The organism is Actinomycetota bacterium (genome assembly GCA_035697485.1).
Classification (GTDB): Bacteria; Actinomycetota; UBA4738; order UBA4738; family HRBIN12; genus JAOUEA01.
Genome location: DASSCU010000015.1, coordinates 38,616 through 64,983, shown reverse-complemented (window position 1 = coordinate 64,983; position 26,368 = coordinate 38,616). Strand labels below are relative to the sequence as shown.

The following is a 26,368-nucleotide window of genomic DNA, read 5'->3' as shown; positions in this document are numbered from 1 at the left end:
GCCGTTAACTCAGCAGTTGAGGGGGGAACGGGTTGTCCGACCGTCAGCGCATCTCGTCGGGGTCACCGTACGAGCCCGAGATCGGGTTCTCGCGCGCTCTCGTGGCGGGGCGGCACGTGCATGTCGCCGGAACGGCACCGGTGCCGCCCGTCGGCGGGTCGGTCGCCGACGACGTGTACGAGCAGACGCGCCGATGCCTCGAGATCATCCTGTCAGCGCTGCGGGAGGCCGGTGCCGGACCTGAGCACGTCGTGCGCACCCGCACGTTCCTCGTGGACGCGCAGGACTGGCGCGAGGTCGGACGGGCCCACGGAGAGGTGTTCGGCGAGGTCCGGCCGGCGAGCACGATGGTGGTCGTGACCGGGTTCCTCGACCCCGCGTGGAAGGTCGAGATCGAGGCCGACGCGTTACTGGACTGAAGGGTGCTGGTCCGAGGTCATCGCCGTTCGCAGCTCGAGAGCCGCGACGCGCACACGCTCGGAGTCGACGCCGTGCTCGATCCCGAGCCGGTCCAACAGGTCACAGAGGGCCTCGGTCGCGAGGTTGCCGGGTGCGCCGGGCGCGAACGGACACCCACCGGTACCGCCTGCCGACGCGTCGTAGATCCAGACGCCACGCTCGAGGCCAGCGACGACGTTGTCGAGCGCCCGCCCACGCGTGTCGTGCATGTGAAGGGCGAGGCGGTCGGCCGGGACCCGAGCGAGCACGACGTCGCAGACCCGGCGCACGTCGTCGGGCACCGCGACGCCGATCGTGTCGCCGACCGAGATCTCGTCGCACCCGAGGTCCAACAACTCCGAGGCAACCTCGGCGACGCGTGCAGGATCCACCGCACCCGAATACGGGCAACCGAAGGCGGTCGAGATGTAGCCCCGACGCCACCAGCCGAGCGTGGTCGCGCCCTCGAGGACCGGTTGGAACGCCTCGAGCGACTCCCGGATCGTCATGCCGATGTTCCGCTCGTTGAAGGCCTCCGATGCGGCCGTGAACACCGCAACCGCGTCCGCGCCGGCGCGCTCCGCCCGCTCCATGCCCCGCATGTTCGGCACGAGCACCGGATACCGTACCCCGCCGCGCCGTCGCACCCGGGGCAGGACCTCGTCGGCGTCGGCGAGTTGGGGCACGGCCCGAGGACTCACGAACGACGTCACCTCGACGACCGGCAGGCCGGAGTCTGCGAGTGCCTCGACGAACGCCACTTTCGCGTCGGCCGGGACGACGGCCGCCTCGTTCTGCAAGCCGTCACGGGGGCCGACCTCCACGATGCGGACCCGATCCGGCCGATCGCCGTGGTCTACGAGGGATCGGCTCATGAGTCCTCCAGCTCGATCAGGACCTGGTCGCGCGCGACCACATCACCCGAACGCACGTGCACCGCTCCGACGGTGCCTTCGATCGGCGCGGTCACCTGCACCTGGATCTTCATCGCCTCCAGCAACGCGAGGACCTGACCAGCCGTCACGTGATCGCCTGGCGTCGCGTCGACGCTGACAACGGTTGCCGGCATCGGAGAGGTGAGCGAGCCTCCCGGTGGTGACAGCGACACCGCATCGAGCCCGTTGTCGCCCAGCCGGTACGCCCAGCCGCGGAATTGCGCATGGTCGCCGGCGACCACGACGTCGGCGGTGCTGGAGTCCGACCCATAGGTCACCCATGGGTCGTGGGGATCGTTCGACGCCACCACACCTGCCGGCAGGTCAGGCACCTGCGGAAGCCACGTTCCCTCCACCCAGTCCGTGTCGACCGATCCGTCGGCGATCTCGGGTCGGCCGAGCGCGTCGAGCAGGAAGCCCAGGTTCGTGGTGACGCCGACGACGTGCACCTCGGCGAGCGCCAACCGTAGGCGCTCGATCGCCCTTGGGCGGTCCTCTGCCAAGGCGATCACCTTCGCGAGCAACGGGTCGTAGCCGAGCCCGACCTCGTCCCCAGCCCGGAGCGCCGTGTCGATCCTCACGCCAGGCCGATGCGGGAGGTCCAGGCGCGCCACACGTCCGCCCGTCGGGAGGAACCCGTTGGCCGGGTCCTCCGCATACACCCGGGCCTCGATCGCATGTCCGCGGAGCTCCGCCGGCCCGAGGGCGAGCGGCTCGCCGGCGGCGATCGAGAGCTGCGTCCGCACGATGTCGATCCCAGTCACCGCCTCGGTGACAGGATGCTCGACCTGCAGACGCGCGTTCATCTCCAGGAACCACCATCCACCATCGGCGCCGATGAGGAACTCTGCCGTGCCGACGCCCACGTATCCGGCCCGTCGAGCGATGGCGAGAGCGGCCTCCCCGAGCTCGGCCCGCCGCCCGGCATCGACCCTCGGTGAGGGTGACTCTTCGATGATCTTCTGATGGCGCCGTTGCACGGAGCAGTCGCGCTCGCCGAGGTGCGTCGCCCGTCCGTGCTCGTCCAGCAGCACCTGGATCTCGACGTGGTGCACGCGCTCCATTCTGCGTTCGACGAAGACGCGCCCGTCGCCGAAGCTGGCCGCCGCCTCGTGGCGTGCGGCCAGGACCGCGTCGGCGAGGGTAGCCAGGTCGTCGACCCTGCGCATGCCACGACCGCCGCCGCCGGACACGGCCTTCACGAGCAGGGGGGGCCCCAGCGCCGACGCCTCGGCGAGCCGGTCGTCGGGCCCCGTTCCGACGGCCGCCCCGGGCACGACGGGAACCCCCACGTCTTCAGCCACCGAGCGCGCCTTCACCTTGTCACCGAGCAGGCGCATCGCGTCCGCCGACGGACCGACCCAGCGCAGCCCCGCTGCCACCACCCGTTCGGCGAACCCGGGATCCTCGGCCAGGAATCCGTAGCCGGGATGAACCGCGTCGACCTCCATCTCCATGGCGGCTCGCACCAGGGCGTCGGCGTCGAGGTAGGACGGGACCTCGACGCACCCATCCGCGAGCTGCGACGCCGGACCGTCGACCTCTCCCGGACCGACGGCCACGATCGCGTCGATCCCGGATTCCTGGCATGCGCGCACGATGCGCAACGCGATCTCGCCGCGGTTCGCGATCAGGACCCGCGAGAGTTCAGCCATCTCGGCGTGCGCTTGTCGAGGAACGCGGCGATGCCTTCCTGACCCTCCGGGCTCGCACGAGCCGCGGCGATCCGGTCGGGCAGATCCGGTGCGGTCAACGATGCGGTCGCGTCGCGCACGAGCCGCTTGTTCGCGTCGACGGCCTCAGGCCCGCAGGCGAGATAATCGTCGATCCGCCGGGCGACGTAGGCGTCGAGGGCATCGGGCGCGACGACGTGATGCACGAGGCCCAGCGAGCGCGCTTCCTCAGCGTCGAAGGGGCGGCCGGACGTGAACAGCTCCCGAGCGTGGCCCGGGCCGATCGCGCGCAACACGTACGGCGCGATCGTGGCGGGGAGTAGGCCGAGCCGCACCTCCGCGAACGCGAATCGCGCGCCTTCGACCGCGATCGCGACGTCGCTGCACGCCACGAGTCCGGCCCCGCCGCCGATCGCGGGACCGTTGACTCGCGCGATCACGGCCTTCGGGCAACGGTCCACCGCCTCGAACGCCGCCGCCATCGTCGCGGCCTCCCGACGGTTCTCGTCGACGGACAGGTTCACGCTGGCGCGCATCCACTCCAGGTCTGCCCCGGCCGAGAAGGCGGTCCCGGCGCCGGTGAGCACGACCACCCGCACGCCGTCGTCGGCGCCGGCACCGTCGACCGCCGACGAGAGATCGTGCAACAGCCCGGGGTCGAGCGCGTTCCGTCGCTCCGGGCGGTCCAGGGTGAGCGTCACGACCGGGCCGTCATGCGAGACGATGACGTCGGTCACGTGCGGAACACCCCGAACGTCGTGGGCTCGAGCGGTGCCCGCGATGCGGCGTCGAGCCCGAGGGCGAGCACCTTGCGCGTGTCCAGCGGATCGATCACCCCGTCGTCCCACAAGCGCGCCGTCGAAAAGTAGGGACTTCCTTCGCGATCGTAGCGTTCGATCGTGGCTGCTTCCTCGGCGGGATCGCCGCCGACCGCTGTCAGCACCTTCGCAGCCTGCACCCCACCCATCACGGAGATACGCGCGTTCGGCCACATCCAGAGCTGCCTCGGCCCGTACGCGCGTCCGCACATCGCGTAGTTCCCGGCGCCGAACGATCCGCCGATGACGACCGTGAACTTCGGCACGTTCGCGCACGCCACGGACGTCACGAGCTTCGCGCCGTCCTTCGCGATGCCGCCGGCCTCGTACTCCCTTCCGACCATGAACCCCGTGATGTTCTGCAGGAAAACGAGCGGCGTTCCTCGCTCGCACGCGAGCTGCACGAAGTGGGTGCCCTTCAACGCCGACTCCGAGAACAGGATGCCGTTGTTCGCGAGGATCGCGACGGGATGCCCGTGGATCCGAGCGAAGCCACACACGAGCGTGTCGCCGTACAGCTGCTTGAACTCGTGCAGCTCCGACCCGTCGACGATCCTGGCGATCACCTCGCGAACGTCGTAGCTCTGTGACAGCTCGGTCGGGATCGCGCCGTACAGGCCGCCCGGATCGACCGCCGGCGCGGCCGGCTCGGCGATCGACCAGGCACGCTGAACGGGCAGGTTCAGGTTCGCGACGATCTCGCGCACGACGCGGAGCGCGTGCTCGTCGTCGGCCGCCTCGTGGTCTGCAACACCACTGCGGCGCGCGTGCACGTCGGCGCCGCCGAGCGCCTCGGGGTCCACGTCCTCACCCGTCGCGGCCTTCACGAGGGGAGGGCCGCCGAGGAAGATCGTGCCGGTGCCGCGCACGATCACGGTCTCGTCGGACATCGCCGGCACATAGGCCCCGCCCGCCGTGCACGACCCCATCACCGCGGCGATCTGCGGGATGCCAGCGGCCGACATGCGCGCCTGGTGATAGAAGATGCGCCCGAAGTGCTCCCTGTCGGGGAAGACGTCGGCCTGCAGCGGCAGGAAGGCGCCACCCGAGTCGACCAGATAGATGCAGGGCAGGCGGTTCTCCATCGCGATCTCTTGCGCCCGTAGGTGCTTCTTCACCGTCATCGGGAAGTAGGTGCCGCCCTTCACGGTGGCGTCGTTGGCCACGACCATGCAGGGCGTGCCGCGAACGACTCCGACGCCGGTCACGATGCCCGCGCCCGGCGCTTCTCCTGCGTAGAGGTCGCAGGCGGCGAGCGCCGAGAGCTCGAGGAATGCCGTGCCCCTGTCGACCAGTCGATCGATGCGTTCGCGAACCGTGAGCTTGCCCCGGGAACGGTGGCGTTCGGTCGCGGTTTCGCCGCCTCCGAGCTGGGCCTCGGCGAGCCGTCGCTCGAGGTCCTCCACGAGCGCCCGCATGGCGGCCTCGTTCGCCGCGAACGCGTCGGTGGACGGGTCGACGTGTGTCGTCAGTCGCGGCACGCCCGACCCGATCCGTTCGTCGCGGCGCCCCCGATCATCGCGTGCCACCATACTGCGGTCACTCGGTCGACGCGGCCACGCGAACCGGATCGGCGGCGTAGCGTGTAGCCGCATGGGCGATCGCATCGGCATCGACGAGCTCCGGGACACCGTCCGCGTCTTCGCCGACCGCGAGGTCGCTCCGCACGCCCATGAGATCGACCGCGACGATGCCTTCCCCCGGTGGTTGTGGCCGCGCATGGGCGACCTCGGGGTCCTCGGGCCGACCGTGGCCGAAGGCGACGGCGGCGCCGGCCTCGGCTTCCTTGAGCACCTGGTCGTCGTCGAGGAGCTGTCCCGCGCGTCGGCGTCGGTCGGCATGTCCTACGCGGCGCACTCGAACCTTTGCGTGCACAACCTGTGGGTCAACGGCACACCTGAACAGCATGCCCGGTGGCTTCCCCGTCTGCTGAGCGGCGAGCATGTCGGCGCCCTCGCGATGAGCGAGGCCGATGCGGGGTCCGATGTGATCGGTTCGATGTCGTGCCGGGCGCAGCCCGTGGCCGGGGGGTGGCTCGCGAACGGCTCGAAGATGTGGATCACGAACGGTCCTGAGGCCGACGTGCTCATCGTGTACATGCGGACGGCGGCGATCGATCGGGATCGGTCGGTGACGGCGTTCGTGATCGAGCGGGGCATGGACGGGTTCCGGGCGTCCCCGAAGATGGACAAGCTGGGGATGCGCGGCTCGTCGACCTCCGAGATCGTCTTCTCCGACTGCCACATCCCCGAGGACCACGTGCTCGGTGAGGTGGGGGGCGGGACAGGGGTGCTGATGTCCGGCCTCGACTCGGAGCGGCTGGTGCTCGCGGGCGGACCCCTCGGCATCATGCAGGCGGCGATGGATCTCGTCCTGCCCTACGTGCGCGAGCGACGTCAGTTCGGCAAGCCGATCGGGTCGTTCGAGCTGATGCAGGGCAAGCTCGCCGACATGTACGTGTCGCTGGAGTCCGCGCGGGCCTACGCCTACGACGTGGCGGCTCGGTTCGATCGTGAGCCCGATCGTCGTTGGTCCGCTGCGTGTGCGGGTGCCTTGCTGTACGGCTCGGAGCGGGCCGTGCAGGTTGCTCTCGAGGCCATCCAGAGCCTCGGCGGCGCCGGGTACCTGAGTGAGGTGCCCGCGGGTCGGCTCGTGCGCGACGCGAAGCTCTACACGATCGGTGCGGGCACGGCCGAGATCCGCCGAATGCTGATCGGCCGGGCGCTGACCGGGAAGCTCGAGTAGCCGTGGACCCGGCCGATGACCCTCGGTTCATCTGGAGCCCGTCGGCCGACGACGTCGAGCGCGCCAACGTCACGCGCCTGATGCGCACGCACGGCATCGATGGGCTCGAGGAGCTGACCCGGCGATCGGTTGCCGACGTCGGATGGTTCTGGGACGCGGTCGTCCGCGACCTCGACATCCGGTTCACGACGCCGTATCGGCAGGTACTGGACCTCTCGCGTGGTCCAGAGTGGGCGACGTGGTTCGCCGGGGGACGGATCAACGTCGCCGACCAGTGTCTCGACCGTTGGGCCGACCGCGATGGCGGCGCCCTCGCCGTCATCTGGGAGGGAGAGGACGGCGACGTTCGAACGGCCACCTACGCCGAGCTGCAAGGCATGACCGACCGGGTGGCGGCGACGTTGATCGGTCTCGGGGTGGCTCCCGGCGACCGGGTCGCGCTGTTCTTGCCGATGGCGATCGAGACGGTCGCCGCCCTCATGGCCTGTTCGAAGATCGGAGCCGTCTGGGTGCCGATCTTCAGCGGGTTCGGCCCCGATGCCGTCGCGGCGCGACTCGCCGACGCGGGATGTGGGGTCGTGATCACGGCCAACGCCACCCTCCGCAAGGGTGCGGTGGTGCCGATGAAGGCGATCGCCGACCGTGCCGCGTCACAAGCCGGGGGAGTGCGGCACCAGGTGGTCTGGATGCGGCTGCCCGACGAGCCGACGACGATCGAGCCCGACCGCGATCGCCCTTGGCCGGAGGCCCGGCCGCAGGAGCCGGTCGAGACCCTCGCGCTCGACAGCGAGCACCCGCTGTTCATCGGGTATACGAGCGGCACGACCGGCCGGCCGAAGGGCGCGGTGCATGTGCACGGTGGGTTCCTCGTGAAGATCGCCGAGGAGGTCGCGTACCAGGTCGACCTGCACCGCGGCGAGCGGTTGCACTGGGCGACGGATCTCGGCTGGATCATGGGCCCCTGGGAGATCATCGGCGCGCTCGCCCTCGGTGCCACCGTGGTGCTTACCGAGGGTTCCCCACTCCATCCCACGTCGTCCCGCCTGTTGGAGCAGGTGTCGCGACATCGCATCGGGATACTGGGTGTGTCGCCGACCCTGATCCGAGCCTTGCGGACGACCGCGGACGCTCGTCTCGGCGACCACGATCGGGCGTCGCTGCGGGTGCTTGCGTCGACGGGAGAGCCGTGGGATCCCGACTCGTACCTCTGGTTGCACTCCGAGATCGGTGAGAGCGGCCGTCCGATCGTCAATCTGTCCGGCGGCACCGAGGTCGGCGCGTGCTTCCTCTCGCCGCACCCCGTCGTGCCGACCAAGGTGGCGTCGCTCGGCGGCCCGGCGCTGGGCATGGACGTCGACATCGTCGACGCCGGTGGGCTGCCCGTCGCGCCCGGCGCCGTCGGAGAGCTCGTCTGCCGGCAGCCGTGGCCGTCGATGACCCGCGGCGTGTGGCGGGACCCCGACCGCTACCTCGACTCGTACTGGCGTCGGTTCCCCGAGGTATGGACCCACGGCGACTGGGCGAGCCGCGACGGCGACGGCTACTGGTTCCTGCACGGCCGCAGCGACGACACGCTGAACGTCGCGGGCAAACGGATCGGACCGGCCGAGATCGAGTCCGTGCTGGCGATGCACCCCGCCGTCGCGGAGTCGGCGGTCGTCGGTCTGCCCGACGAGCTCAAGGGCGAGACGATCGCGTGCGTCGTGGTGCTCCGCGCCGGTGAAGGGCCGGGGAGCGCGCTCGCGACGGAGCTGCGCAGTGCGGTGCGTGAACGCCTGGGCGGTGCGTTCACGCCGCACACCGTGGTGTTCGCCGAGGGGTTGCCCAAGACACGGAGCGCGAAGATCGTCCGGCGGGCCGTGCGCGCCGCGCTCACCGGCGACGACGCCGGAGACCTCTCCTCGCTCGAGGATCCTCGGGTGCTCGACGCGATCCGCGCCGCCCGCGAACCTTAGCCAACGGCTCGCGAACGCCGTCCCCATGCGGTCGCCTGCGATGATGCCGGGGTGCTGACCCCCGAGATGCTCGGCCGCACGCTCGCAACGGCACCCGATCCCGAGCTCGCCCGGGTGGCCTTCTCGAGGGTCGGCGACGATCCGACGGCCCGTAAAGCGCTGGCTCGGCCGGAGATCACCGAGAGCGCGGCTCGTCTGCTCGGCTTCTCGAGGGCCGCGGCCGACTTCCTCGTGGCGAACCCGCACGAGGTGCATGCGCTCGCCGACGTCTCGGCACGCGGTGGTGGTGCCCTTCGCGCTGAGCTCGCGGCCGACGTCGATGGTCTCGGCCCGGTCGACGGCCTGCGCCGGTTCCGGCGGCGGGCGATCCTGCGAGTGGCGGCGCGCGACCTCGCTGGCGCGGCGCTCGACGAAGTCGTGGTCGAGATCAGCGCGATCGCAGACGCCTGCATCAACGAAGCGCTCGCCCTGGCGCCGGGCACCGGTGAGCTCGCCGTGATCGCGCTCGGCAAGCTCGGCGGGTACGAGCTGAACTACGCGAGCGACGTCGACCTGCTGTTCCTGCACCGCGACCCCGGTCCCGCGGCTCAGGAAGCTGCCGAGGGCTCGGTGGCCGCCGTGACCGCGATGCTCGCGGAGCCGACCGCCGAGGGCATCGCCCTGCGCGTCGACGTCGCTCTGCGGCCGGGAGGCCGAGCCGGTGCCCTGAGCCGTTCACTCGAGGCCACCCTCGCCTACTACGACCGGGAGTCCGCCATGTGGGAACGCCAAGCGATGATCAAGGCGCGGCCGGTCGCAGGCGATGCGGACCTCGGACGCGCGTTCGTCGAGGGCGTGACGCCGTTCGTCTACCCGCCCGAGCTCGCACCGACCGCGATCGAGGACGTCCGGCGGACGAAGGTGCGGCTCGAGGAGTACATCCGACAACGGGGCAAGGAGTTCACCGAGGTCAAGCGGGGGAGGGGCGGCATCCGCGACGTCGAGTTCGCGGTGCAGCTGTTGCAGATCGTGCACGGGCGCCGTGATGCCCGACTGCGCACCCCCAACACGCTCGCCGCTCTCAGATCGCTGGCGCTGGAGGGATACGTGGCCGACGCGGACGCCGAGATCCTGGCCGACGCCTACCGGTTCCTGCGGCGCGTGGAGCACCGTCTGCAGATCGTGCGGGACCTGCAGACACACGACCTGCCCGCCGGCCGGCACGCGCGCACGACCCTCGCACGCTCGCTCGAACTCCCGGACGCCGACGCCCTCACCGCCGAGTACGATCGGACGACCGGACTGGTTCGATCGATCCACGAGCGCCTGTTCTACCGGCCGCTCCTCGAGTCGTTCGCCGGGCCAGCGCAGCTGCATCCGAGCCACGGCACCGACCGACCGGCCACCGAGGAGCTGCTGGGCGGGCTCGGCTTCGCCGAGCCCGCCCGTTCCTACGACGTGCTGGGCCGCCTCGTCGATCCGACGAGGCGCATCGGGAAGGTGCTGGGCCACCTGTTCCCGGTGATGGCGCCCGCCCTCGCGCTCTCGCCGACACCCGACGCGGCCCTCGTGCGGCTGGAACGCATCGCCGAGGCGGTCGGAGACGGGCGTGCCGTGGCCGACCTCCTCACGACCGACCCGGTCGCGGCCCGCCGCCTCGCCCACGTCGCCGGGGCCAGCTCGTTCGCCACCGACCTGCTGGTGGCCGATCCCTCGCGCATCCAGGGTCTCTCCGACACCCTCCTGTGGGGAGAGACCGATGCCGCCGGCGACCTCGTCGACGCCGTCGCGCGCACGGCCGGGCGTGAGCTCACGCCGCGCGAGACCGGCGAGGCACTGAGCGCGGTGGCCGTGCGCGTGATCGGCGAGGCGCTCGAGGCCGCCGAGCCGCCGGCCGATCTGCCGTTCGCCGTGATCGGCATGGGCAAGCTCGGCGCCCGCGAGCTGAACGTTGCCAGCGATCTCGACCTGATGTTCGTGTACGACGGCGAGGGTTCCGAGACACAGCGTGCCGCCGGGCAACTCGCCGAGCGGATCCTTCGGTCCGTGCGCGATGCGGGTTGGGAGCCCGACTCCGACCTCCGTCCCGAGGGCCGCAACGGGCCGCTCGCGCGATCGATCGCCGGATACCTCGGGTACTGGCAGCGCTACGCGGAGACCTGGGAGTTCCAGGCGCTGCTGCGGGCCCGGGCGGTCGCCGGCGATCCCGACCTCGGGCGGCGCTTCGAACTGAACACCGCCGACGCCGCGTTCCCGCCCGAGGGCATCACGATCGACCGGATCGCCGACATGCGTCGCATGCGCGAACGGATCGAGCGGGAGCGGGTGAAACCGCCCGAGGCGGCGAAGTTCCACTTCAAGCTCGGCATCGGGTCCCTCGCCGACGTCCAGTTCGCGGTCGAGCTCTCGCTGATGCGCCACGGCGGCGAGCATCCCGAGGTCCGTTCGCGGCGGACGCTGGAGGCGATCGACCGGCTCGCCGCGGCGAAGCTGATGAGCGGATCGGTGGCCCGCGATCTCGGGGAAGCGTTCGTCTTCTGCACCGACGTGAAGAACGCGCTCGAGATGGACCGACGGCTGCACGCCGAGGCCGTGCCGCCGAACCCCGCTGAGCAGACGGCGCTCGCCCGTCGCCTCGGCTACGAGGAGTACCCCCGCCAGAGCTTCATCGACGACTACCTGCGCGTGACCCGCCGCGCCCGCCGCGCGATGGAGCGCGTCTTCTCCGAGGAGATCGCATGAGCGAGACAGGCGCGCCGCGGCGCACCGCCCTGGTCACCGGCGCCTCCAGCGGCTTCGGCGTCGAGTTCACGAGGTTGTTCGGGGCCGAGGGCTGGGACGTCGTCATGGTGGCCCGCAGCGGCGCCGCGATGGAGACCGTCGCCCAGGAGGTTGAGGAACGCGACCGTGTCGAGGTCACCGTGCTCCCGAGAGATTTGTCGGCAGCCGGCGCGAGCGCCGAGCTGGTCGCCTCGCTCGATCAGCGCGGGGTCGTGGTCGAGGCATTGGTGAACAACGCAGGGTTCTCCACCTACGGCGAGTTCTGGCGGGACGATCCGGCGACGCAATCCGAACTCCTGCGCGTCAACGTCGTCGCGCTGACCGAGCTCAGCCGCCTGATCGTTCCCGGCATGATCGAACGGCGCCGCGGCCGGGTCCTGAACCTCGGCTCGGTCGGCTCGTTCGCGCCGGCGCCGATGACCGCGGCCTACGCCGCGACGAAGGCCTACGTGCTCTCGCTCTCCCTGGCCATGGCCGAGGAGCTCCGGGACACCGGCGTCACGGTCACGTGCCTGTGTCCCGGTCCGACCGCGACCGGCTTCCAGGGGCGAGCCGACATGGCTGAGTCGGCCTTGATCCGCGATCGGGGGCTCCCGAGCGCCCGTGAGGTCGCCGAGGCCGGTTTCCTGGCGATGAAGGCGGGGAAGCCCTACCTCGTCACCGGTGGGTCCAGCAGGGTGTTCGTGTTCGGCTCGCGCTTCCTGCCGCGGACGACCGCTGCGCGGATCGCCGGCCGTTCGCAGCGGCGCGTCGAGGACTGACCCGGAGCCGACGTCCCCGACCCACGGGAGGAAAGCATGATGCTGAAGGAGTTCAAGCAGTTCGCCGTCAGAGGGAACCTGCTCGAGATCGCCGTCGGTCTGGTGCTCGCGCTCGCGTTCACCGCCATGGTCAACGCGCTGATCGACGGCATCCTGATGCCCCTCATCGCTGCGGTCTTCGGGGAGCCCAGCTTCGACGCCGTGGTGTGGACGATCGGCGACGGTCGCGATGCCACGAGGATCCTGATCGGGTCATTCCTCACGGCGGTCGCGAACTTCCTGATCATCGCGTGGGTGTTGTTCTTGATCGTGAAGGCCGCGAACCGGTTGATGCCCATCGAGGAAGAGGAGGTCGGCCCAACCGAGGTCGAGCTGCTCACCGAGATACGCGACTCACTGCGCGGCCGCAGCGACTGAGCTGGGCTGCGGACTAGGCGGTGGGCGGCTCGGGCACGGCCGCGCCGGTCCTTCCATCGCCGCGCCAGGTCGCGGCGAGCTTCCAGTGCATCTGGAAGAGCCACCATGAGGCACCGGCGAGCGCCAGCCCCGAGACGATGTCGGCGATGCCGCGCTCGCGCTCGGCGGTCTCGCTGAACGAGATCATCGCGCTCGTGTCGGGTGCGACCACGCGGAAGATGCCGTAGCCGGCCTTCACCGCGCCGACCGCGAACAGCACGACGAAGATCAGCACGACGGTGTAGGCGAACGCCTGGAGCACTCGGCCGGCCGGGGAGACGGCGAAGCCGGCGTCGTCGACCAGCGGCCGGCGCCAATCCTGATGGAGTCGATACAGGGCGAACGCGACGACGACGGTGACGCCCGAGGACACGAGCGTACGGATCACGGCGTCGGTCGCGTTGAAGCCGAAGTCACCCATGCCGGTGAGCAGGCCGCCGAGCCCGCCCATGTCCGTCCCCGGCATGCCGCCACCGGCGAGCCCACCCAGGCCGCTCAACAGCTCCTCCTTGCCCGACTCGGGCCCGAGGATCAGCAGCACCACGGCTCCCAGGAAGGCCGTCGCGGCCAGCACCCCGATCACGAGCACCGGCAGCATCGCGACCGAGAGGTAGATCGCCCGGGGGCGCATCGAGGTCTCATCGGGGAGCCGTCGGCCCGTGATCACCGCGACGATCGCCATCAACAGGCCGAGCACGACGAAGCCGGAGACCAGGCTACCGGCGCCACCGTTGAACATGCTCGTTCCCTCCTCATCGGGTATGTCAGCAGGGGTGTCGGCGCTCAGCATCACAGTCCTGGAGGGGTGTGTCGAACACCCCACGGACCCAGGTTCCGGGACCCTGATGATGTCGCACAGGATCCTCAGGTTGGCGCCGAGCACGCCTGATCGGCCTCGAGGTGCGAACCTTCCCATATGAGGAAGCGGACGGGGGCATGGCTCGGTCTGGCCTCCGCCGCGGCTGCGCTCGGCGTGGCCCACCTCGTGTCCGGGCTCATCGGGAGAGCCGAGGCATCACCGATCGTTGCCGTCGGCTCGGCGGCGATCGACCGAGTGCCGCGCTGGCTGAAGGAGTTCGCGATCGGGACCTTCGGCACCGCCGACAAGCTCGTGCTCGTGCTCGTGATGGCCGCGGTCGTGAGCGTGGTCGCGATCGCGGTGGGCATCGCCTCGCTGCGACGGCCGGAGGTCGGCTACGCGAGTCTCGTGCTGCTTGCGACGATCGGGGTGCTCGCGGCACTCACCAGGCCGAACGCCGAGCGGATCGATGCGATCCCCGCGTTGGCGGGCGCAGCCGCCGGTGCGATCACGCTGCGGCTCATGCGGCGCGAGCTCGTGGGCGCAGGTGAGCCGGCCGACACGGCCACGGTCGGGAACCCCGATGCGGTCTCGAGGCGCCGATTCCTGGTCGGAGGGGCCGTCGCGCTCGGCGCCGCCGCACTCGCCGGGGTCGCAGGGCAGTTCCTGTCGCGGCGCTCCGAGGCGGTGGCCTCCCGCTCTCGGGTCGTTGTGCCCACCGAGGTCGCGCCGGCGCCGCCCGTGCCGAGCGGAGTCGACCTCGGCATCGACGGGTTGACCACGTTCACCACGCCGAACGCCGACTTCTACCGCATCGACACCGCCTTGATCGTGCCCACGGTGACCGCCGAGGAATGGCGGCTGCACGTCCACGGCATGGTCGAGCGCGAGCTCACCCTGGACTTCGAGCAGCTCAACGCCCGGTCGCTGATCGAGCGGGACGTGACCCTCGCCTGCGTCTCGAACGAGATCGGCGGCGACCTGATCGGGAACGCGCGCTGGATCGGAGCGCCGCTCGGGGACCTGCTCGCCGAGGCCGGCGTCGATCCGATCGCGGACCAGCTCGTGAGCACGTCGATCGACGGCTTCACCTGTGGCACGCCGGTCTCGGCCGTCACCGATGGGCGCGACGCGATGCTCGCCGTCGCGATGAACGGTGAGCCGTTGCCGATCGAACACGGGTTCCCGGTGCGCATGGTCGTGCCCGGGCTCTACGGGTACGTCTCGGCCACGAAGTGGGTCGTCGACCTCGAGCTCACGACGTTCGATTCCTTCGATCCGTACTGGATCCGGCGCGGATGGGCCGAGCAGGCGCCGATCAAGACGCAGTCGCGTGTCGACACGCCCCGGCACGATTCCTCGGTGAAGGCCGGGGAGATCGTGGTCGCCGGCGTGGCCTGGGCCCAGCGCGTCGGCATCTCCCGGGTCGAGGTGCGGGTCGACGACGGGCCGTGGGCCGATGCGGACCTCGCCGACGTGGCCTCGATCGACACCTGGCGCCCGTGGAAGGTGATCACCCGCGTCGAGCCGGGAGCCCGGCGCCTGCAGGTGAGGGCCACCGACGCCGACGGCGTGACGCAGCCCGAGGCGCGAACGGAGCCCTTCCCCGACGGCGCGACCGGCTGGCACACGATCCTCGTGGACGTCGCGTGATGCTCCGCCGGCTCGCGTTTCGAGGCTCAAGCCGCTGCCGATGATGGGGGTATGCGGATCGTCGCTCCCCCCGATGTGCGCTCCCACGTGATCGAGCGAGGCGGGCTGCTCTTCGTGCGTGTCCGCAGAGCCGCCGGAGTGCACGCGGGGGGGATGGCGACGCTCGAGACCACGACCGAGCCGCCGCCCGACGCTCTGGAATGGCGTCGGTTCGAGGCCCCCGGGATGCTCGTCTTCGTCCCCTACGCCATGCGGCTTCCGCGGACCCTGCACCTGCGGCTGAAGGGAAGGTTCCGCCGGCGCGTCGCAGCCCTCTGGAACGGCTGCACGTACGTGATCTGAGTGCCGAGTGCTGGGCGCGAACGGGTCGGTGGTGGCGGCCGATGACGTCGGGGCGTTCGTCACCGGCGTGGGGGACTCCAAACGGAGGTCCGGTCGCCTCTGGCGATACCTGCTCGAGGGGTGAGTTCGCTTCTTCCGGACGAGGCCTCCTTGAAGGCTACGGGCTCGGGTCGGCGAGCTCGGCGCGCACGCCGAGCAGGCGAACCGGGCGGTCGAGCTCGAACCTCGCGAGCGCATCGAGGGCGTGCTCGACGATCGCGTCGGGGTCTCGGGTCGGCTCCGGCAGCTTGCGGCCGTGGGTCGAGGTGAAGAACGACGAGGTGCGGAGCTTCACGGTCACGCGCATCACGAGCCGGTCATCGGGGAGATCGCCGACGAGCTCTCGGGTGATGCGCTCGGTCTCCCGCCTGATCAGGCCGGGGTCGGTCAGGTCCCGCTGGAACGTGCGCTCGTGGCTCTGCCCTCGTCGCACGTACGGCTCGGCCGTGACCTCTGCGTCGTCGTCGCCGGTGCCGAGGCTGCGGATCCACGGACCGGTGTTCGGTCCGAAGCGCGCCGCGAGGACCTCGTCATCGGCGTTCGCGAGCTCGTCGACCGTGTGGATGCCGAGCTCGTTCAGCTTGTCGGAGGTCTTCCTGCCGATGCCCCAGAGGGCGTCGACCGGCTTCGGACCCATCAGCTCCGGCCACTCCGCGCGGGTGAGTCGGAACACGCCCCGCGGCTTCGCGAATCCGCTGGCGAGCTTCGCTCGATGCCGCGAGTCGCCGAGGCCGATCGAGCACCAGAGGCCGGTACGCTCGAGCACCTTCGACTGGATCTCCCGAGCGATCGCCTCGGGGTCGTCGGTCTCGACCGACATGAACGCCTCGTCCCAGCCGAGCACCTGCACCACGCCCGGGAACGTGCGCAGCGTGTCCATCACCCGCCCGCTCGCCTCGAGGTAGTGCTCGGCGTCGACCGCTAGGAACACGCCGTCGGGACATCGCTTCAACGCGGTGCGCAGCGGCATGGCCGATCGCACACCGAATTCCCGCGCCTCGTACGACGCCGTGGAGACGACGCCGCGCTTCGTCGGGTCGCCGTCGCCGCCCACGATCACGGGCTTCCCGCGCAGCTCGGGGTGTCGCAGCACCTCGACCGCCGCGATGAATTCGTCCATGTCGACGTGGAAGACCCACTTCATGCGCTCCGCTCCGCCTTCGGCTGCTCGAGCGCCCGTCGCGCCACGACGACAGCATGACGCCGTCGACCGACGTCGGCCGTCGGGTTCTGGGTTCTGCTCAGCCTCTCGGATCGATCGCCGGTGCTGCTGCCACCGTATCGGCGCGAAGCCGCATCGCGACCACGAGCAGGCCGAGCAGGATGCCCGCCCCCGTCACCGGCGTGGCGAGGTGCTTGATCTCGGCCGAGTCGGCGAGCAGACCGATCACGAAGCCGGTGACCCCGAGGTTGATCGTCCAGAACACGACTTGGTCCGCCCAGGACCACACGTCGCGGCGCGACGCCGCCGCGATGAACAGCATCCCGAAGATCGCGTTCGTGAGGATGCCGATGAAGGTCGCATGGTCGAGCGCGATCAGCAGCCGTTGCGGTGTCGCGTCGATGTCCTCGCTGTAGCGGACGATCACGTACCCCAGGACCACGAGGGTCGGGACCAGGAACAGGATCGAGGCGGCGCCGAACCTCGCCGGCGACGGTACACCCCACCCCACCGACGCGAGGCGTGAACGGTGCCGTGCCAGCACGATGCCCACGCCGATCACCTCGAAGAGCAGGTTCAGTCCGAGGAGCGGCATCACCTCGAACAGGATGCCGATCGCGAGGAAGATACCGGCCGAGAAGAACAGCCACGCCTGCCAGCGTCCGCCCCGCGTCAGCCCCTCGGTGCCGGGCCCACCGAGCAGCTGCTCGTCGATCGCGACGCCCGCGAGGATCAGGTACCCCACGACCATCATCGCGGGGTGAGCTCCCTGCATGCCCTCGGCCAGGTCGATCACGCCCGACAACATCAGCCCGAGGATCACCCCGAGCACTCCGCCGATCACGAGGTTGACCTGCGAGAGCAGCATCGACAGCCTCGGTACCGTGAGCGTCTGCCCTTTGCGAACGCCGAACGTCCAGACCGCGAACCACACCATCGCGGCGAGCATCAGGGTGCCGGCGACCGGGCGCAGGTCGGTGAGGTCGGCCCAGAACGCCAGCACGTACGCGACCACGGTCGCGATCGAGCCGTCGCGCAGCAGCCGAGGCAGCCGGTCGGCGCCGAAGATCCACACGGTCGCGGCGAAGATCGAGAGCGTGATCCACCCGAGCGTGCCGGAGTGCACGTGCGCCAGGATCGTGCCGTGGCCGAAGTCGACCACGTCGGTGCCGTTCAGGATGCCGATCACCACGGTGAACACGAAGATCGCCATCGCGGCGGCGAGCAACGGCACGACGGCGCGCGCAGGTGTGCGGTCCAACCGGGCCTCCCTCTTCCTTTTGCCGCCGAAGCCTAGGCCGAAGGCGGTAGGCGATTCCAGCGTCCCCGGGCGGAAACGGGCGCGCTCAGGAGCGCACGCCGTCGTGGCCACGGCGATTGGTGAGAGACTTGAACGAGGCACCGATCACCCTTCCGTCCCGCCGTGAGCCTGATCGTCGAAGGCCTTGTGGGAGGAGGGACGGACATGATCGCTGCGTACGCGAGTATCGGACTCGTCTTCATCGGCGTTATCGCCCTAGGCATCGTGACGATGTTCTACGTCATGCTGAGGCAGGCGTAGCACCGGGCACTGCGCCCCTGGCGCTCATCAAGCACGAATCGGCACGGCCGCGCGACGCGTCTTCACCTGACCATCCCCGGATGTGACCATGACGCCGAGGCGGATCGAGCACGTCCAGCGGGTACGCAAGGCAGGTTGTGTGACACGGTCGTGAGCGGCGCCGCGGCCGTCATGGCCGCCGCACTGATCGTGATCGGGTCCGCCGCCGTCTACGGCGGCAACTTCGGCAGGCAGAACGTGCAGGATCGGCTTGCCCAGGAGAAGGTCGTATTCCCACCCCTCGACGCGATGACACCCGAAGAGCGGGCACAGCTCGGGGGTTCGCAGGCCAGACCGTGGACACAGGCCCGCAAGCGGAGGTCGCCCGCTACATCGGCGGACACCTCGCTGAGGTGCAGGGACGGGCCGACACCCTGTTCAAGGGCGAGACCTCTCGATCGATCCTGCTGAACGCCAATGGATGGGACGGGAGCGGTCCGCCAGGGCCGAGCAGGGTTCAACGTTCCAACTGCTCCTTCAGCGAAGCGGTCCGCTGACGCCAGTAGATCTTCATGCGGTCGCGCTCGGCCGCGTCGGCGAGGCGTTCGTGCGAGAGGGTCACGGTGCTCCGATCATGGCCCTTCGCCGCGAACGTGACGTGGACGCGCTGGCCGTCGTCGGCCCAGTCGAACCGGGCCGACTTCGGCTTCGTCGATATCCGCTTCCGCAGTTCGCCGTCGGGAAGCCAGCGCTTGCGTTTGGCCGGCTCGACGAATGCGTCGAAGAGCCGCTCCACCGGCACCGCGACGGTCTTCGACGCGCTCAGGCGGAACCCGTCCACGTGCTGTCCGACCGCGCGTCCGCCACGGGCTCGCTCGTAGCTTCCGGTGATCGCCTGGGCGTTCCAGACCAGCGGCTCCACGCCGAGCTGGTCGGCGACCCAACGCGCGATCTCTCGGTGGGTCAAGTCCGCGGCTCCCCACTCGTCGAGCAGGTCGAACCACTCTTCCCAGCCGCGTCCGGTGCGCTCGCGGATGTTCGCGTCCGATGTCGCGAGCACCGGCTTGTTCGCGGGCTCATGCCCATCGGGTGCCGGTGCCAGCAGCGCGCTGCGCGCCGACGTGTAGCTCTCGCCCGTCTTCTGCATGCGCGTGCGGACGAGGCGCTTGAAGGATCGCTGTGCGGTCATCTCGTGTTCCCTTCGCGGCGGCGACCTCGCGACCCACGCTCACGACGCCCCCGCCGGTTCCAGGGCAACACGGACCGGCGTCCCGAGGGCTCGAGCCCCCTCTGCCCCCGCTTCGGCCGGTGGCGTGAGCACCGGAACCGGGGGTTGGGCGCAGGACGGCGCCGAACCCAAGGTAGCGCCGCCGAGGATCCTCCGCAACCGGAACGCTCGGCGATCAGGCGTCCGGTCGTCGTGACCGGGCGGATCGGTCGATCCAGGCGACCACGGCGATGAGGACCACCACGAGCCCGAGGATCGCCACGACCCAGCCCGCCGCGTGCAGGAATCCGGGCACCGTGGGCCAGGGCTCGGCGCCCTTGCACGCGGCGGTCTCCGTGTTGCAGGTGTAGGCGAACGCCCAGACCCCCAGCACGACGAACGCGATGCCGAGGACGACACCCCTCCAACCGGCGAACCTCGTGAGGCTCAACGCCGTTCCTCCGATCCATCGGGTCCGTCGAGGAGCATCTGACGCTTCGTTTCCGCGCGCAACTCCCCGCCAGTTCGCGCTTCCCTCAAGGAGGAGCATGATGGAAGCTGCGGAAGGAGGCAGCCATGTGCTTGACGTGCGGATGCATGCAGGCCCACCTGCAGATGGGTGAGCACAACATCAGGTTCGAAGACGTAAAGGCGGCGGCCGACGAGAACGGCCGCTCGGTGGCCGAGACGATCGCGATCATCGATCAGACGTGGGCCAAGGACCGCGCGGACCACGCCGAGGAGTACGCGAGCCAGTAGTCCATGCTGGACGACTGGGATCCAGCGTCGGCGCCCGCCCGGGTGGGAGCCGGTCGGAACACGTGCCGCGCCGGTCCGTGAGCACGAGTCGCGAGAACGAGGCGAGCCGCTCCATGAACCGCGCGTGCTCGGGGATGAACCAGTTCCCCACGACTTCTGGGTCTCCAGGGCAGGGACGCCATGTCCGCGGCCCGGAGCCGACGACCTGGCAGGCGAGCGTGAACCCGGCGTCGTTCTTCGTGTACTGGACGCTGGGGATGACGGTCATCAGGACGAACCACGGGAGGTGCCACCGTAGGCATGCTCAGCAGTCTCGAAGAGCAACCGTCGCAAGCTCGCCCGCACAGCATGGGATATCGTGGCGGAGCCCGGGTCTACATGGGAGGAGGCATGGCGTCGGACTCCCCACCGGCCGTGGCTGAGTTCCTCGCCCGGTTCCCGCCGTTCGCGGTTCTGCCGGCTGCGATGGTCGCGGATGTTGCACGCGACGTCCGGTCGAGGTCGTATCCATCTGGGGCGACGATCCTGCGACAGGGCGCGGAGCCGGCCTCTCAGCTTTTCGTGCTCCGTGAAGGCTTCGTCGATCTGTACGACGACGAGCGGGCCGTCGACCACCTCGGCGAGGGCGAGCTCTTCGGACTTTCCGTCCTGTCGGGGCTCGGCCCGGCACTGTCGGCGCGAGCGCGTGACGAGGTCCGCTGCTACCTGATCCCGGCCGATCGCGCGGCCGACGTGCTGGGGACGAGGGAGGGCCTCGCCTACCTCGCGGCCAGCATGGCGCGGTGGACGGAGGCGGCGTCGGTCGAACGACACGTTCGTCGGGCTCAGGCGGGCGACGATCTGGCCGATGCGATCCGGGCAGCGGGTGATGTCGTCGAGGTCGTCACGGCCTCGAGTGGACTGCCGGCGACGATCCGTTCCTTGCTCGACGACGGGGTCGACGCTGTTGACATCGGCCACGTGGTGGGCATGTCGATCGACGAGCTGACCAGGAGGTTCGTCGAGCTGTCGATCGACGAGCTGGGGCCCCCACCCTGTTCGTTCGCCTGGGTCGCCCTCGGAAGTGCTGCCCGCCATGAACAGGCGCTCGGAACCGACCAAGACCACGCGTTGGCGTACGGGTGCGCCGAGGGAGATGTCGATGCCGTGGATCCCTATTTCGCCCGCCTGGCGACCGCGGTCACCGACGGGCTCGAAGCCTGCGGCATCGCGCGGTGTCGGGGCAACGTGATGTCCGAGAACCCTGCATGGCGTCGGACCCATGCAGGGTGGCGAGCTCGATTCGAGCAGTACGTGTCCGACCCCGACGTCATGGCGGCTCGCATCACCGGGATCGCGTTCGACTACCGCAGGGTGACGGGGACCCTCGACATCGAGCCGACGCTCGATGAGGTGATCCGCGGGGCCGGGAAGGACCCCGCGTTCCTCGGCCGGCTCGCGTCGACGGTGCTCGAGTCGCGGGTTCCGGTGGGACGGGTGCGCGATATCGTCGTCAAGCGCAACGGTGACCGCGCGGGCACGCTCGACCTCAAGCACGGCGGCATCACGGTCGTCACGAACCTGGCTCGTTGCTACGCGATCGAGAGCGGCATCACGCAGAACCGAACCCTTGAGCGTCTGCACTCGAGCGCCGCGATGGGGCTGATCCCCGAACGACGGCGCGATGAACTGGAGGAGGCGTTCCGCTTCCTCTGGCGCCTCAGACTGAACCACCACGTCGAGCAGGTCGAGCGGGGGGAGCCCGTCGACGACTCCATCGACCCCGGATCGCTCGCTCCGATCGCTCGCCGGTCGCTGTCAGCGGCGTTGCACGAGGTCGCCGAGGCGCTCGCCGATCTCGAACGGCCTCGGAGACGACGTCACTCGACGTAGGAGGAGCAACGGGCCCCGTTCCGAGCTCAGCTCGGGAAACGCCAGGCCCGACCCCCGTCAGGGTGATGTGTGAACCCCTCCGGACTCGAACGTTCTCCCGGTTCGGTCCGTATCCCTGTCACGCAGCGCGCGTGCCGAGGGGAAGGGTCGTCCCTCGGCCTCGTCCCTACGAGGGAAGGAGCTCGGCATGAGGGTACGGACGATGGGCATCGCGGCCATCGCGGCTTCCGTGACGCTGGTGATCGGCGCCGCGGTTGCGATGGCGGTGAAGACGAACGCCGATGCCCAGCTCAACGGGTACAAGGAAGTGCCGGCGATCTCGACCACGGGCGGCGGACGCTTCGAGGCCGAGATCGGGAACAGCGAAGTGAGCTACACCCTGCGCTATCACGATCTCGAGGGCGGCGACGTGCTCTTCGCCCACATCCACTTCGGGCGGCCCGCCACGAACGGTGACGTGATCGCGTTCCTGTGCGGCGGCGGCGACAAGCCGGCATGTCCGGCGTCGGGCACCGTGCAAGGCGTGATCGACGCCTCCGACGTGATCGGTCCTGAGGACCAAGGCATCGCGCCGGGTGAGTTCCAGGAGCTCGTGAGGGCGATCAGGCGCAACGCGGCCTACGTGAACGTGCACACCGAGGGCTTCCCGACCGGTGAGGTGCGGGGGAACGTGATCCCTTCCTGACGACCCGCGGCGGGCCGTCGACCCACCCCGCCACGGTGCTGCAACGTGGAGAGGCCCCCCGATGCCGGGGGGCCTCTCTCCCATGTGGCGATCGCCCGAGCGGTCGATTGCCCGATCTTCCGAAAGCCCATAGGGTTGCCCGGCAAGGATCCCTCCCCCGAACGGACGTCGGCGTGGTCGGAGATCGGACGATGAACCTCGGCTCGACCCGCGTCGAGATGGCGGGCCGAGGGGAGCGGGCCGAGGCGCTCACCGCCGTGGTCGAGGACCTCGCGGGCGAGTTGTCGCTCCGTCCGCTGCTCGAACGGATCCTCAAGCGTTCGACGGAGCTCCTGGGTTGCGACGCCGGCTCGATCTGCCTCGTCGACGAAGCGGTGGGCGTCTACCGCAAGGAAGCGGACATCGGCATCGCCTGCCAGTCGGGCAAGGTGTTCCCGCTCACCGAGGGAACGACCGGCGCCGTCGTCGCTCGTCGAGGTCCGGTGATCTTCGAAAACTACGGCGACGTCCCCGGGGGTCACGTTCGCCCGGAGGACCGCGAAGAGCTGAAGGGCGTGATCGGCGTCCCGATCTGGTGGCGGGGGTCGATCGTCGGCTCCTGTGTGGTGTTCACCCGCGACCCCGACCGCGTGTTCGTCCACGAGGATGCCGAGCTGCTCGAGCTGTTCGCCAAGCACGCCGCGATCGCGATCACGAACGCCCGCCTGCACGAGGCGGCGGAATCGGAGGCCCGGGCCGAGGCCGCCGCGGCCGAGCGCAACCGCATGGCGCGCGAGGTGCACGACACGGTCGCGCAGGGGCTCGTGTCGGTCCTGTTGCAGATCCGAGGGGCGCAAGGATCGATCGCGGCGGGCCGGCCTGACGAGGCGACTGGCGCGCTGGCTGAGGCGCGAACGGCCGCGGAGGCGGTCTTCGATGAGACGAGGCGCAGCGTGCTCGGGCTCGCGCCGTCACCCTTGGAAGGGCGCTCACTGGAAGAGGCCCTCGAGCTCGAGATCGCGTGGGCGAACCGCACGGGTGTGCTCGAGGCCCGCCTCGTGACGGCGGGCACTCCGAGGGTGCCCGATCACGACGTCGCCCACACGTTGTTCCGGATCGCCCAGGAGGCGCTGACCAACGCGATCCGCCACGCGCGGGCGACCTCGGTCAGGGTCGGGCTCGTGTACTCGCCCACGGGCGTCAGTCTGCTCGTGCAAGACGACGGTGCCGGATTCGATCGGGCACAGGTCGTCGAGGAAGGGGAGGCACACGCTCTCGGTCTCGGCGGGATGGCCGAGCGGGCTCGGTTGCTGGGCGGCACGCTCGAGCTCGAGTCGACACCGGGATGGGGCACCAGGATCCGCGCCTGGATCCCGTCGGCGTCCGAGATGGCTGACGATGCGGACCGGCCCACTCAGCCCGTGCGAGTCCTGCTGGTCGACGACCACGCGATGACGCGTGCCGGCATCGCCCGACTCCTGTCGCGATCCGATCCCACGGTGCGCGTCGTCGGCGAGGCCGGATCGGGGGAGCAGGCGATCCTCGAGTGGCGGAAGCTGCGTCCCGACGTGGTGCTCATGGACCTGCAGATGCTCGACGGTGACGGGATCGACGCGATCGCGCGCATCAGGGCCGAGGATGCGACGGCGAGCATCGTGGCGTTGACCGCGTTCGCCAGCGACGACCTTGTCGCCGGGGCGTTCCGCGCTGGAGCCCGCGGCTACATCGGCAAGGAAGCGTCCGAGGTCGAGCTGGTCAGGGCGGTGCGCGCCGCATCCCGCGGCGAGTTGGTGTTGTCCGGTGACGCGGTCGAGCGGCTCCATTCTCACCTCATCGGCGCCGACGATGCTCACGGCCTCACCGATCGAGAGCGCCAGGTGCTCGCGCTCCTGGAGCGGGGTTCGACGGACCGCGAGATCGCGGCGGCGCTCACGATCTCGGTGAAGACCGTCGAGAAGCACGTCGGCTCGATCCTGCGCAAGCTCGGGGCGCAGAACCGCACCCAGGCTGTTGCCCTGGCGCGCGCGCGCCTCGCGGGGTAGGGAAACCCCCCATCGCCCCAACGGGTGGTCTCCCCGATGCCTCGGCGTAGGGCCCGTCCCTACCCTGGGATCGACCGGCCCCAAAGGGAGCCCCCGTGCCTGTCGTCTCGCTCAAAGACATGCTCGACCGCGCCTTCGAGGAACGCTACGGCGTGGCGGCGTTCAACATCGTCAACGATCTCACGCTCGAGGCCGTGCTCGCCGCCGCCGTCGAGCTCCGTGCGCCGGTGATCGTCCAAACGTCCGTCAAGACCGTGAAGTCGATCGGCCGAGACGTGCTCTTCGGCATGTGGCGCACGATGACGGCCGGCATCGAGGTTCCGGTCACCCTGCACCTCGACCACTGCCCCGAACGCGAGGTCATCACGTCGTGCCTCGAAGCTGGGTGGAACTCGGTGTTGTTCGATGCCTCCGCCCTGCCGGTGGAAGAGAACCAACGCCAGACCGAAGAGGTGGTGGCCGAAGCGCACCGACAGGGCGCGCACGTGGAAGGCGAGATCGAGGGCATCAAAGGGGTCGAGGACGACGTCGGCTCCGACGAGGAATCGGCCCGTCAGTCGCTCGAGGTGGCGCTGGACTTCATCCGCTCGACCGGTATCGACTGCTTCGCACCGGCGATCGGGAACGCGCACGGCATGTACGCCGCCGAGCCGAAGCTCGATGCACAGCGGGTCTCCGACATCGTGGACGCCGAGCCGATCCCGATCGCGCTGCACGGCGGCAGCGGCATGACCGACGCCCAGTTCTCCGACCTGATCGCGCGCGGATGCGCGAAGGTGAACATCTCGACGGCGCTGAAGCGTGTGTACATGCGCTCCAACTTGGAGTACCTGCGGGAGGCCGAGGCCGCCGACACGTGGGACCCCCCTTCGCTGTTCAGGCACGTGCGGGGCGACGTTCTCGAGATGGCCCAGGACCACATCCGTCGGTTCGGGAGCGAAGGCAAGGCCTGGTGACCTCCCTGATCTTCGACTGCGACGGCGTGCTCGCCGATACGGAGCGCTACGGCCACCTGCCGGCGTTCAACCAGATGTTCGAGGAGTTCGGCCTGCCCGTGCGCTGGAGCGAGGAGGAGTACGGCGAGAAGCTCGCGATCGCCGGCGGCAAGGAACGCATGATGAGCCTCCTGACCGACGACTTCGTCCGCGACGCCGGCCTGCCCTCCGATCCCGACGGCCAGAAGGCGGCGGTGGCCGACTGGCACCGACGCAAGACCGAGATATACACCGAGATGGTCGCGGCCGGCCGACTGCCCGGACGGCCGGGCGTGGCGCGGATCACCGCCGAAGCGCTCGATGTCGGGTGGGACCTGGGGGTCGCGTCGACCTCGTCGGAGGCATCGGTGCGGGCAGTGCTCGAACACGTCGTGGGCGCCGATCACGCGGCGCGGTTCGCGTTGGTACTCGCCGGCGACGTGGTCGCCGAGAAGAAGCCGGCTCCCGACATCTACGAGCTCGCGGTGGAGCGGCTCGGCGAGGCCCGCGAGCGGACGCTCGTGATCGAGGATTCCCGCAACGGACTCCTCGCGGCAGCCGGCGCCGGCTTGACCTGCGTGGTCACGGCGAGCAGCTACACGGAGCACGAGGACTTCTCCGACGCGGTCCTCGTCGTCTCTTCGCTCGGGGAGCCGGAGGGGGAGCGCACGAAGGTGTTGGCCAATCGGGGGGGCATCCCCGAGCCGGGGGGCTTCGTCGACCTCGAAGACCTGCAGGCGTGTCTCGCGGCCGGAAGCGTGACCGAACGATGAG

The 26,368-nt window shown here is 70.0% G+C and carries 24 protein-coding genes; 15 read left to right on the top strand and 9 right to left on the bottom strand.

Features of this window, described 5'->3' with window-relative positions; genetic code table 11:
* Window positions 1–32 precede the first annotated feature (32 nt).
* Window positions 33–419, top strand: a complete 387-nt coding sequence (locus VFI59_03375) for a RidA family protein (protein HET6712733.1) — start codon at window positions 33–35, stop codon at window positions 417–419.
* Here the strand turns inward: VFI59_03375 and VFI59_03370 are convergent.
* From VFI59_03370 to VFI59_03355, 4 genes are read right to left on the bottom strand one after another with little or no spacing between them, the layout of a single operon-like run.
* Complete coding sequence (locus VFI59_03370) at window positions 408–1,313, bottom strand: hydroxymethylglutaryl-CoA lyase (GenBank protein ID HET6712732.1); 906 nt, start codon at window positions 1,311–1,313, stop codon at window positions 408–410. The two genes, VFI59_03375 and VFI59_03370, sit on opposite strands and share 12 nt — an antisense overlap.
* Window positions 1,310–3,028, bottom strand: a complete 1,719-nt coding sequence (locus tag VFI59_03365) for a biotin carboxylase N-terminal domain-containing protein (GenBank protein HET6712731.1) — start codon at window positions 3,026–3,028, stop codon at window positions 1,310–1,312. The genes VFI59_03370 and VFI59_03365 overlap by 4 nt, the downstream gene beginning before the upstream one ends.
* Complete coding sequence (locus tag VFI59_03360; GenBank protein ID HET6712730.1) at window positions 3,004–3,783, bottom strand: enoyl-CoA hydratase-related protein; 780 nt, start codon at window positions 3,781–3,783, stop codon at window positions 3,004–3,006. The genes VFI59_03365 and VFI59_03360 overlap by 25 nt, the downstream gene beginning before the upstream one ends.
* Window positions 3,780–5,345 (bottom strand): carboxyl transferase domain-containing protein, encoded by a 1,566-nt coding sequence (locus tag VFI59_03355; GenBank protein ID HET6712729.1) that lies wholly within the window; start codon window positions 5,343–5,345, stop codon window positions 3,780–3,782. Before VFI59_03355 ends, VFI59_03360 begins: the two co-directional genes overlap by 4 nt.
* A gap of 112 nt (window positions 5,346–5,457) precedes the next feature.
* Here VFI59_03355 and VFI59_03350 point away from each other — a divergent pair, with 112 nt between their 5' ends.
* From VFI59_03350 to mscL, 5 genes are read left to right on the top strand one after another with little or no spacing between them, the layout of a single operon-like run.
* Window positions 5,458–6,609: an acyl-CoA dehydrogenase family protein gene (locus VFI59_03350; GenBank protein ID HET6712728.1), complete on the top strand. Its 1,152-nt coding sequence runs from the start codon at window positions 5,458–5,460 to the stop codon at window positions 6,607–6,609.
* A gap of 2 nt (window positions 6,610–6,611) precedes the next feature.
* Window positions 6,612–8,564, top strand: a complete 1,953-nt coding sequence (locus VFI59_03345; protein HET6712727.1) for an AMP-binding protein — start codon at window positions 6,612–6,614, stop codon at window positions 8,562–8,564.
* 51 nt (window positions 8,565–8,615) lie between these two features.
* Window positions 8,616–11,285 (top strand): DUF294 nucleotidyltransferase-like domain-containing protein, encoded by a 2,670-nt coding sequence (locus VFI59_03340; protein ID HET6712726.1) that lies wholly within the window; start codon window positions 8,616–8,618, stop codon window positions 11,283–11,285.
* The gene (locus VFI59_03335; protein HET6712725.1) at window positions 11,282–12,085 is read left to right on the top strand and encodes an SDR family NAD(P)-dependent oxidoreductase; all 804 of its coding nucleotides are present in this window, start codon (window positions 11,282–11,284) and stop codon (window positions 12,083–12,085) included. Before VFI59_03340 ends, VFI59_03335 begins: the two co-directional genes overlap by 4 nt.
* Window positions 12,086–12,124: 39 nt before the next feature.
* A complete protein-coding gene (gene mscL / locus VFI59_03330) occupies window positions 12,125–12,502 on the top strand; it encodes a large conductance mechanosensitive channel protein MscL (protein HET6712724.1) in 378 nt (125 codons plus the stop codon).
* Window positions 12,503–12,515: 13 nt separating this feature from the next.
* Here mscL and VFI59_03325 read toward each other — a convergent pair whose 3' ends face one another.
* Window positions 12,516–13,280 carry a hypothetical protein gene (locus VFI59_03325; GenBank protein ID HET6712723.1) on the bottom strand — a complete coding sequence of 255 codons (765 nt, stop codon included), beginning with the start codon at window positions 13,278–13,280 and terminating at the stop codon, window positions 12,516–12,518.
* 177 nt (window positions 13,281–13,457) lie between these two features.
* Here VFI59_03325 and VFI59_03320 point away from each other — a divergent pair, with 177 nt between their 5' ends.
* Window positions 13,458–14,993, top strand: coding sequence for a molybdopterin-dependent oxidoreductase (locus tag VFI59_03320; protein ID HET6712722.1), 1,536 nt, complete (start codon window positions 13,458–13,460; stop codon window positions 14,991–14,993).
* Between the two features lie 51 nt (window positions 14,994–15,044).
* On the top strand, window positions 15,045–15,335 hold the full coding sequence (locus VFI59_03315) for a hypothetical protein (GenBank protein HET6712721.1): 291 nt from the start codon (window positions 15,045–15,047) through the stop codon (window positions 15,333–15,335).
* A gap of 157 nt (window positions 15,336–15,492) precedes the next feature.
* On the opposite strand, the gene VFI59_03310 is transcribed toward VFI59_03315, so the two are convergent.
* Together VFI59_03310 and VFI59_03305 are read right to left on the bottom strand one after the other, a co-directional pair.
* Window positions 15,493–16,518 carry a DNA polymerase IV gene (locus VFI59_03310; GenBank protein ID HET6712720.1) on the bottom strand — a complete coding sequence of 342 codons (1,026 nt, stop codon included), beginning with the start codon at window positions 16,516–16,518 and terminating at the stop codon, window positions 15,493–15,495.
* A 97-nt stretch (window positions 16,519–16,615) separates the two neighbouring features.
* Window positions 16,616–17,797, bottom strand: a complete 1,182-nt coding sequence (locus VFI59_03305; GenBank protein HET6712719.1) for a hypothetical protein — start codon at window positions 17,795–17,797, stop codon at window positions 16,616–16,618.
* Window positions 17,798–17,959: 162 nt separating this feature from the next.
* On the opposite strand from VFI59_03305, the gene VFI59_03300 reads away from it, so the two are divergent.
* Complete coding sequence (locus tag VFI59_03300) at window positions 17,960–18,097, top strand: hypothetical protein (GenBank protein HET6712718.1); 138 nt, start codon at window positions 17,960–17,962, stop codon at window positions 18,095–18,097.
* A gap of 496 nt (window positions 18,098–18,593) precedes the next feature.
* On the opposite strand, the gene VFI59_03295 is transcribed toward VFI59_03300, so the two are convergent.
* Window positions 18,594–19,265 carry a hypothetical protein gene (locus VFI59_03295; protein ID HET6712717.1) on the bottom strand — a complete coding sequence of 224 codons (672 nt, stop codon included), beginning with the start codon at window positions 19,263–19,265 and terminating at the stop codon, window positions 18,594–18,596.
* A gap of 214 nt (window positions 19,266–19,479) precedes the next feature.
* On the bottom strand, window positions 19,480–19,734 hold the full coding sequence (locus VFI59_03290) for a hypothetical protein (GenBank protein HET6712716.1): 255 nt from the start codon (window positions 19,732–19,734) through the stop codon (window positions 19,480–19,482).
* 146 nt (window positions 19,735–19,880) lie between these two features.
* Between VFI59_03290 and VFI59_03285 the strand changes: the two genes are divergently transcribed.
* From VFI59_03285 to VFI59_03260, 6 genes are all read left to right on the top strand, one after another.
* Window positions 19,881–20,042 (top strand): hypothetical protein, encoded by a 162-nt coding sequence (locus VFI59_03285; protein ID HET6712715.1) that lies wholly within the window; start codon window positions 19,881–19,883, stop codon window positions 20,040–20,042.
* Window positions 20,043–20,432: 390 nt separating this feature from the next.
* Entirely contained in the window at window positions 20,433–21,914 is a 1,482-nt protein-coding gene (locus tag VFI59_03280; protein HET6712714.1) for a DUF294 nucleotidyltransferase-like domain-containing protein, read from the top strand.
* 187 nt (window positions 21,915–22,101) lie between these two features.
* Window positions 22,102–22,599, top strand: a complete 498-nt coding sequence (locus VFI59_03275; GenBank protein HET6712713.1) for a CHRD domain-containing protein — start codon at window positions 22,102–22,104, stop codon at window positions 22,597–22,599.
* 173 nt (window positions 22,600–22,772) lie between these two features.
* Window positions 22,773–24,620 carry a response regulator gene (locus tag VFI59_03270; protein ID HET6712712.1) on the top strand — a complete coding sequence of 616 codons (1,848 nt, stop codon included), beginning with the start codon at window positions 22,773–22,775 and terminating at the stop codon, window positions 24,618–24,620.
* Between the two features lie 95 nt (window positions 24,621–24,715).
* Window positions 24,716–25,576 (top strand): class II fructose-bisphosphate aldolase, encoded by an 861-nt coding sequence (locus VFI59_03265; protein ID HET6712711.1) that lies wholly within the window; start codon window positions 24,716–24,718, stop codon window positions 25,574–25,576.
* Window positions 25,573–26,367, top strand: coding sequence for an HAD-IA family hydrolase (locus VFI59_03260; GenBank protein HET6712710.1), 795 nt, complete (start codon window positions 25,573–25,575; stop codon window positions 26,365–26,367). The genes VFI59_03265 and VFI59_03260 overlap by 4 nt, the downstream gene beginning before the upstream one ends.
* Window position 26,368: the final 1 nt, after the last annotated feature.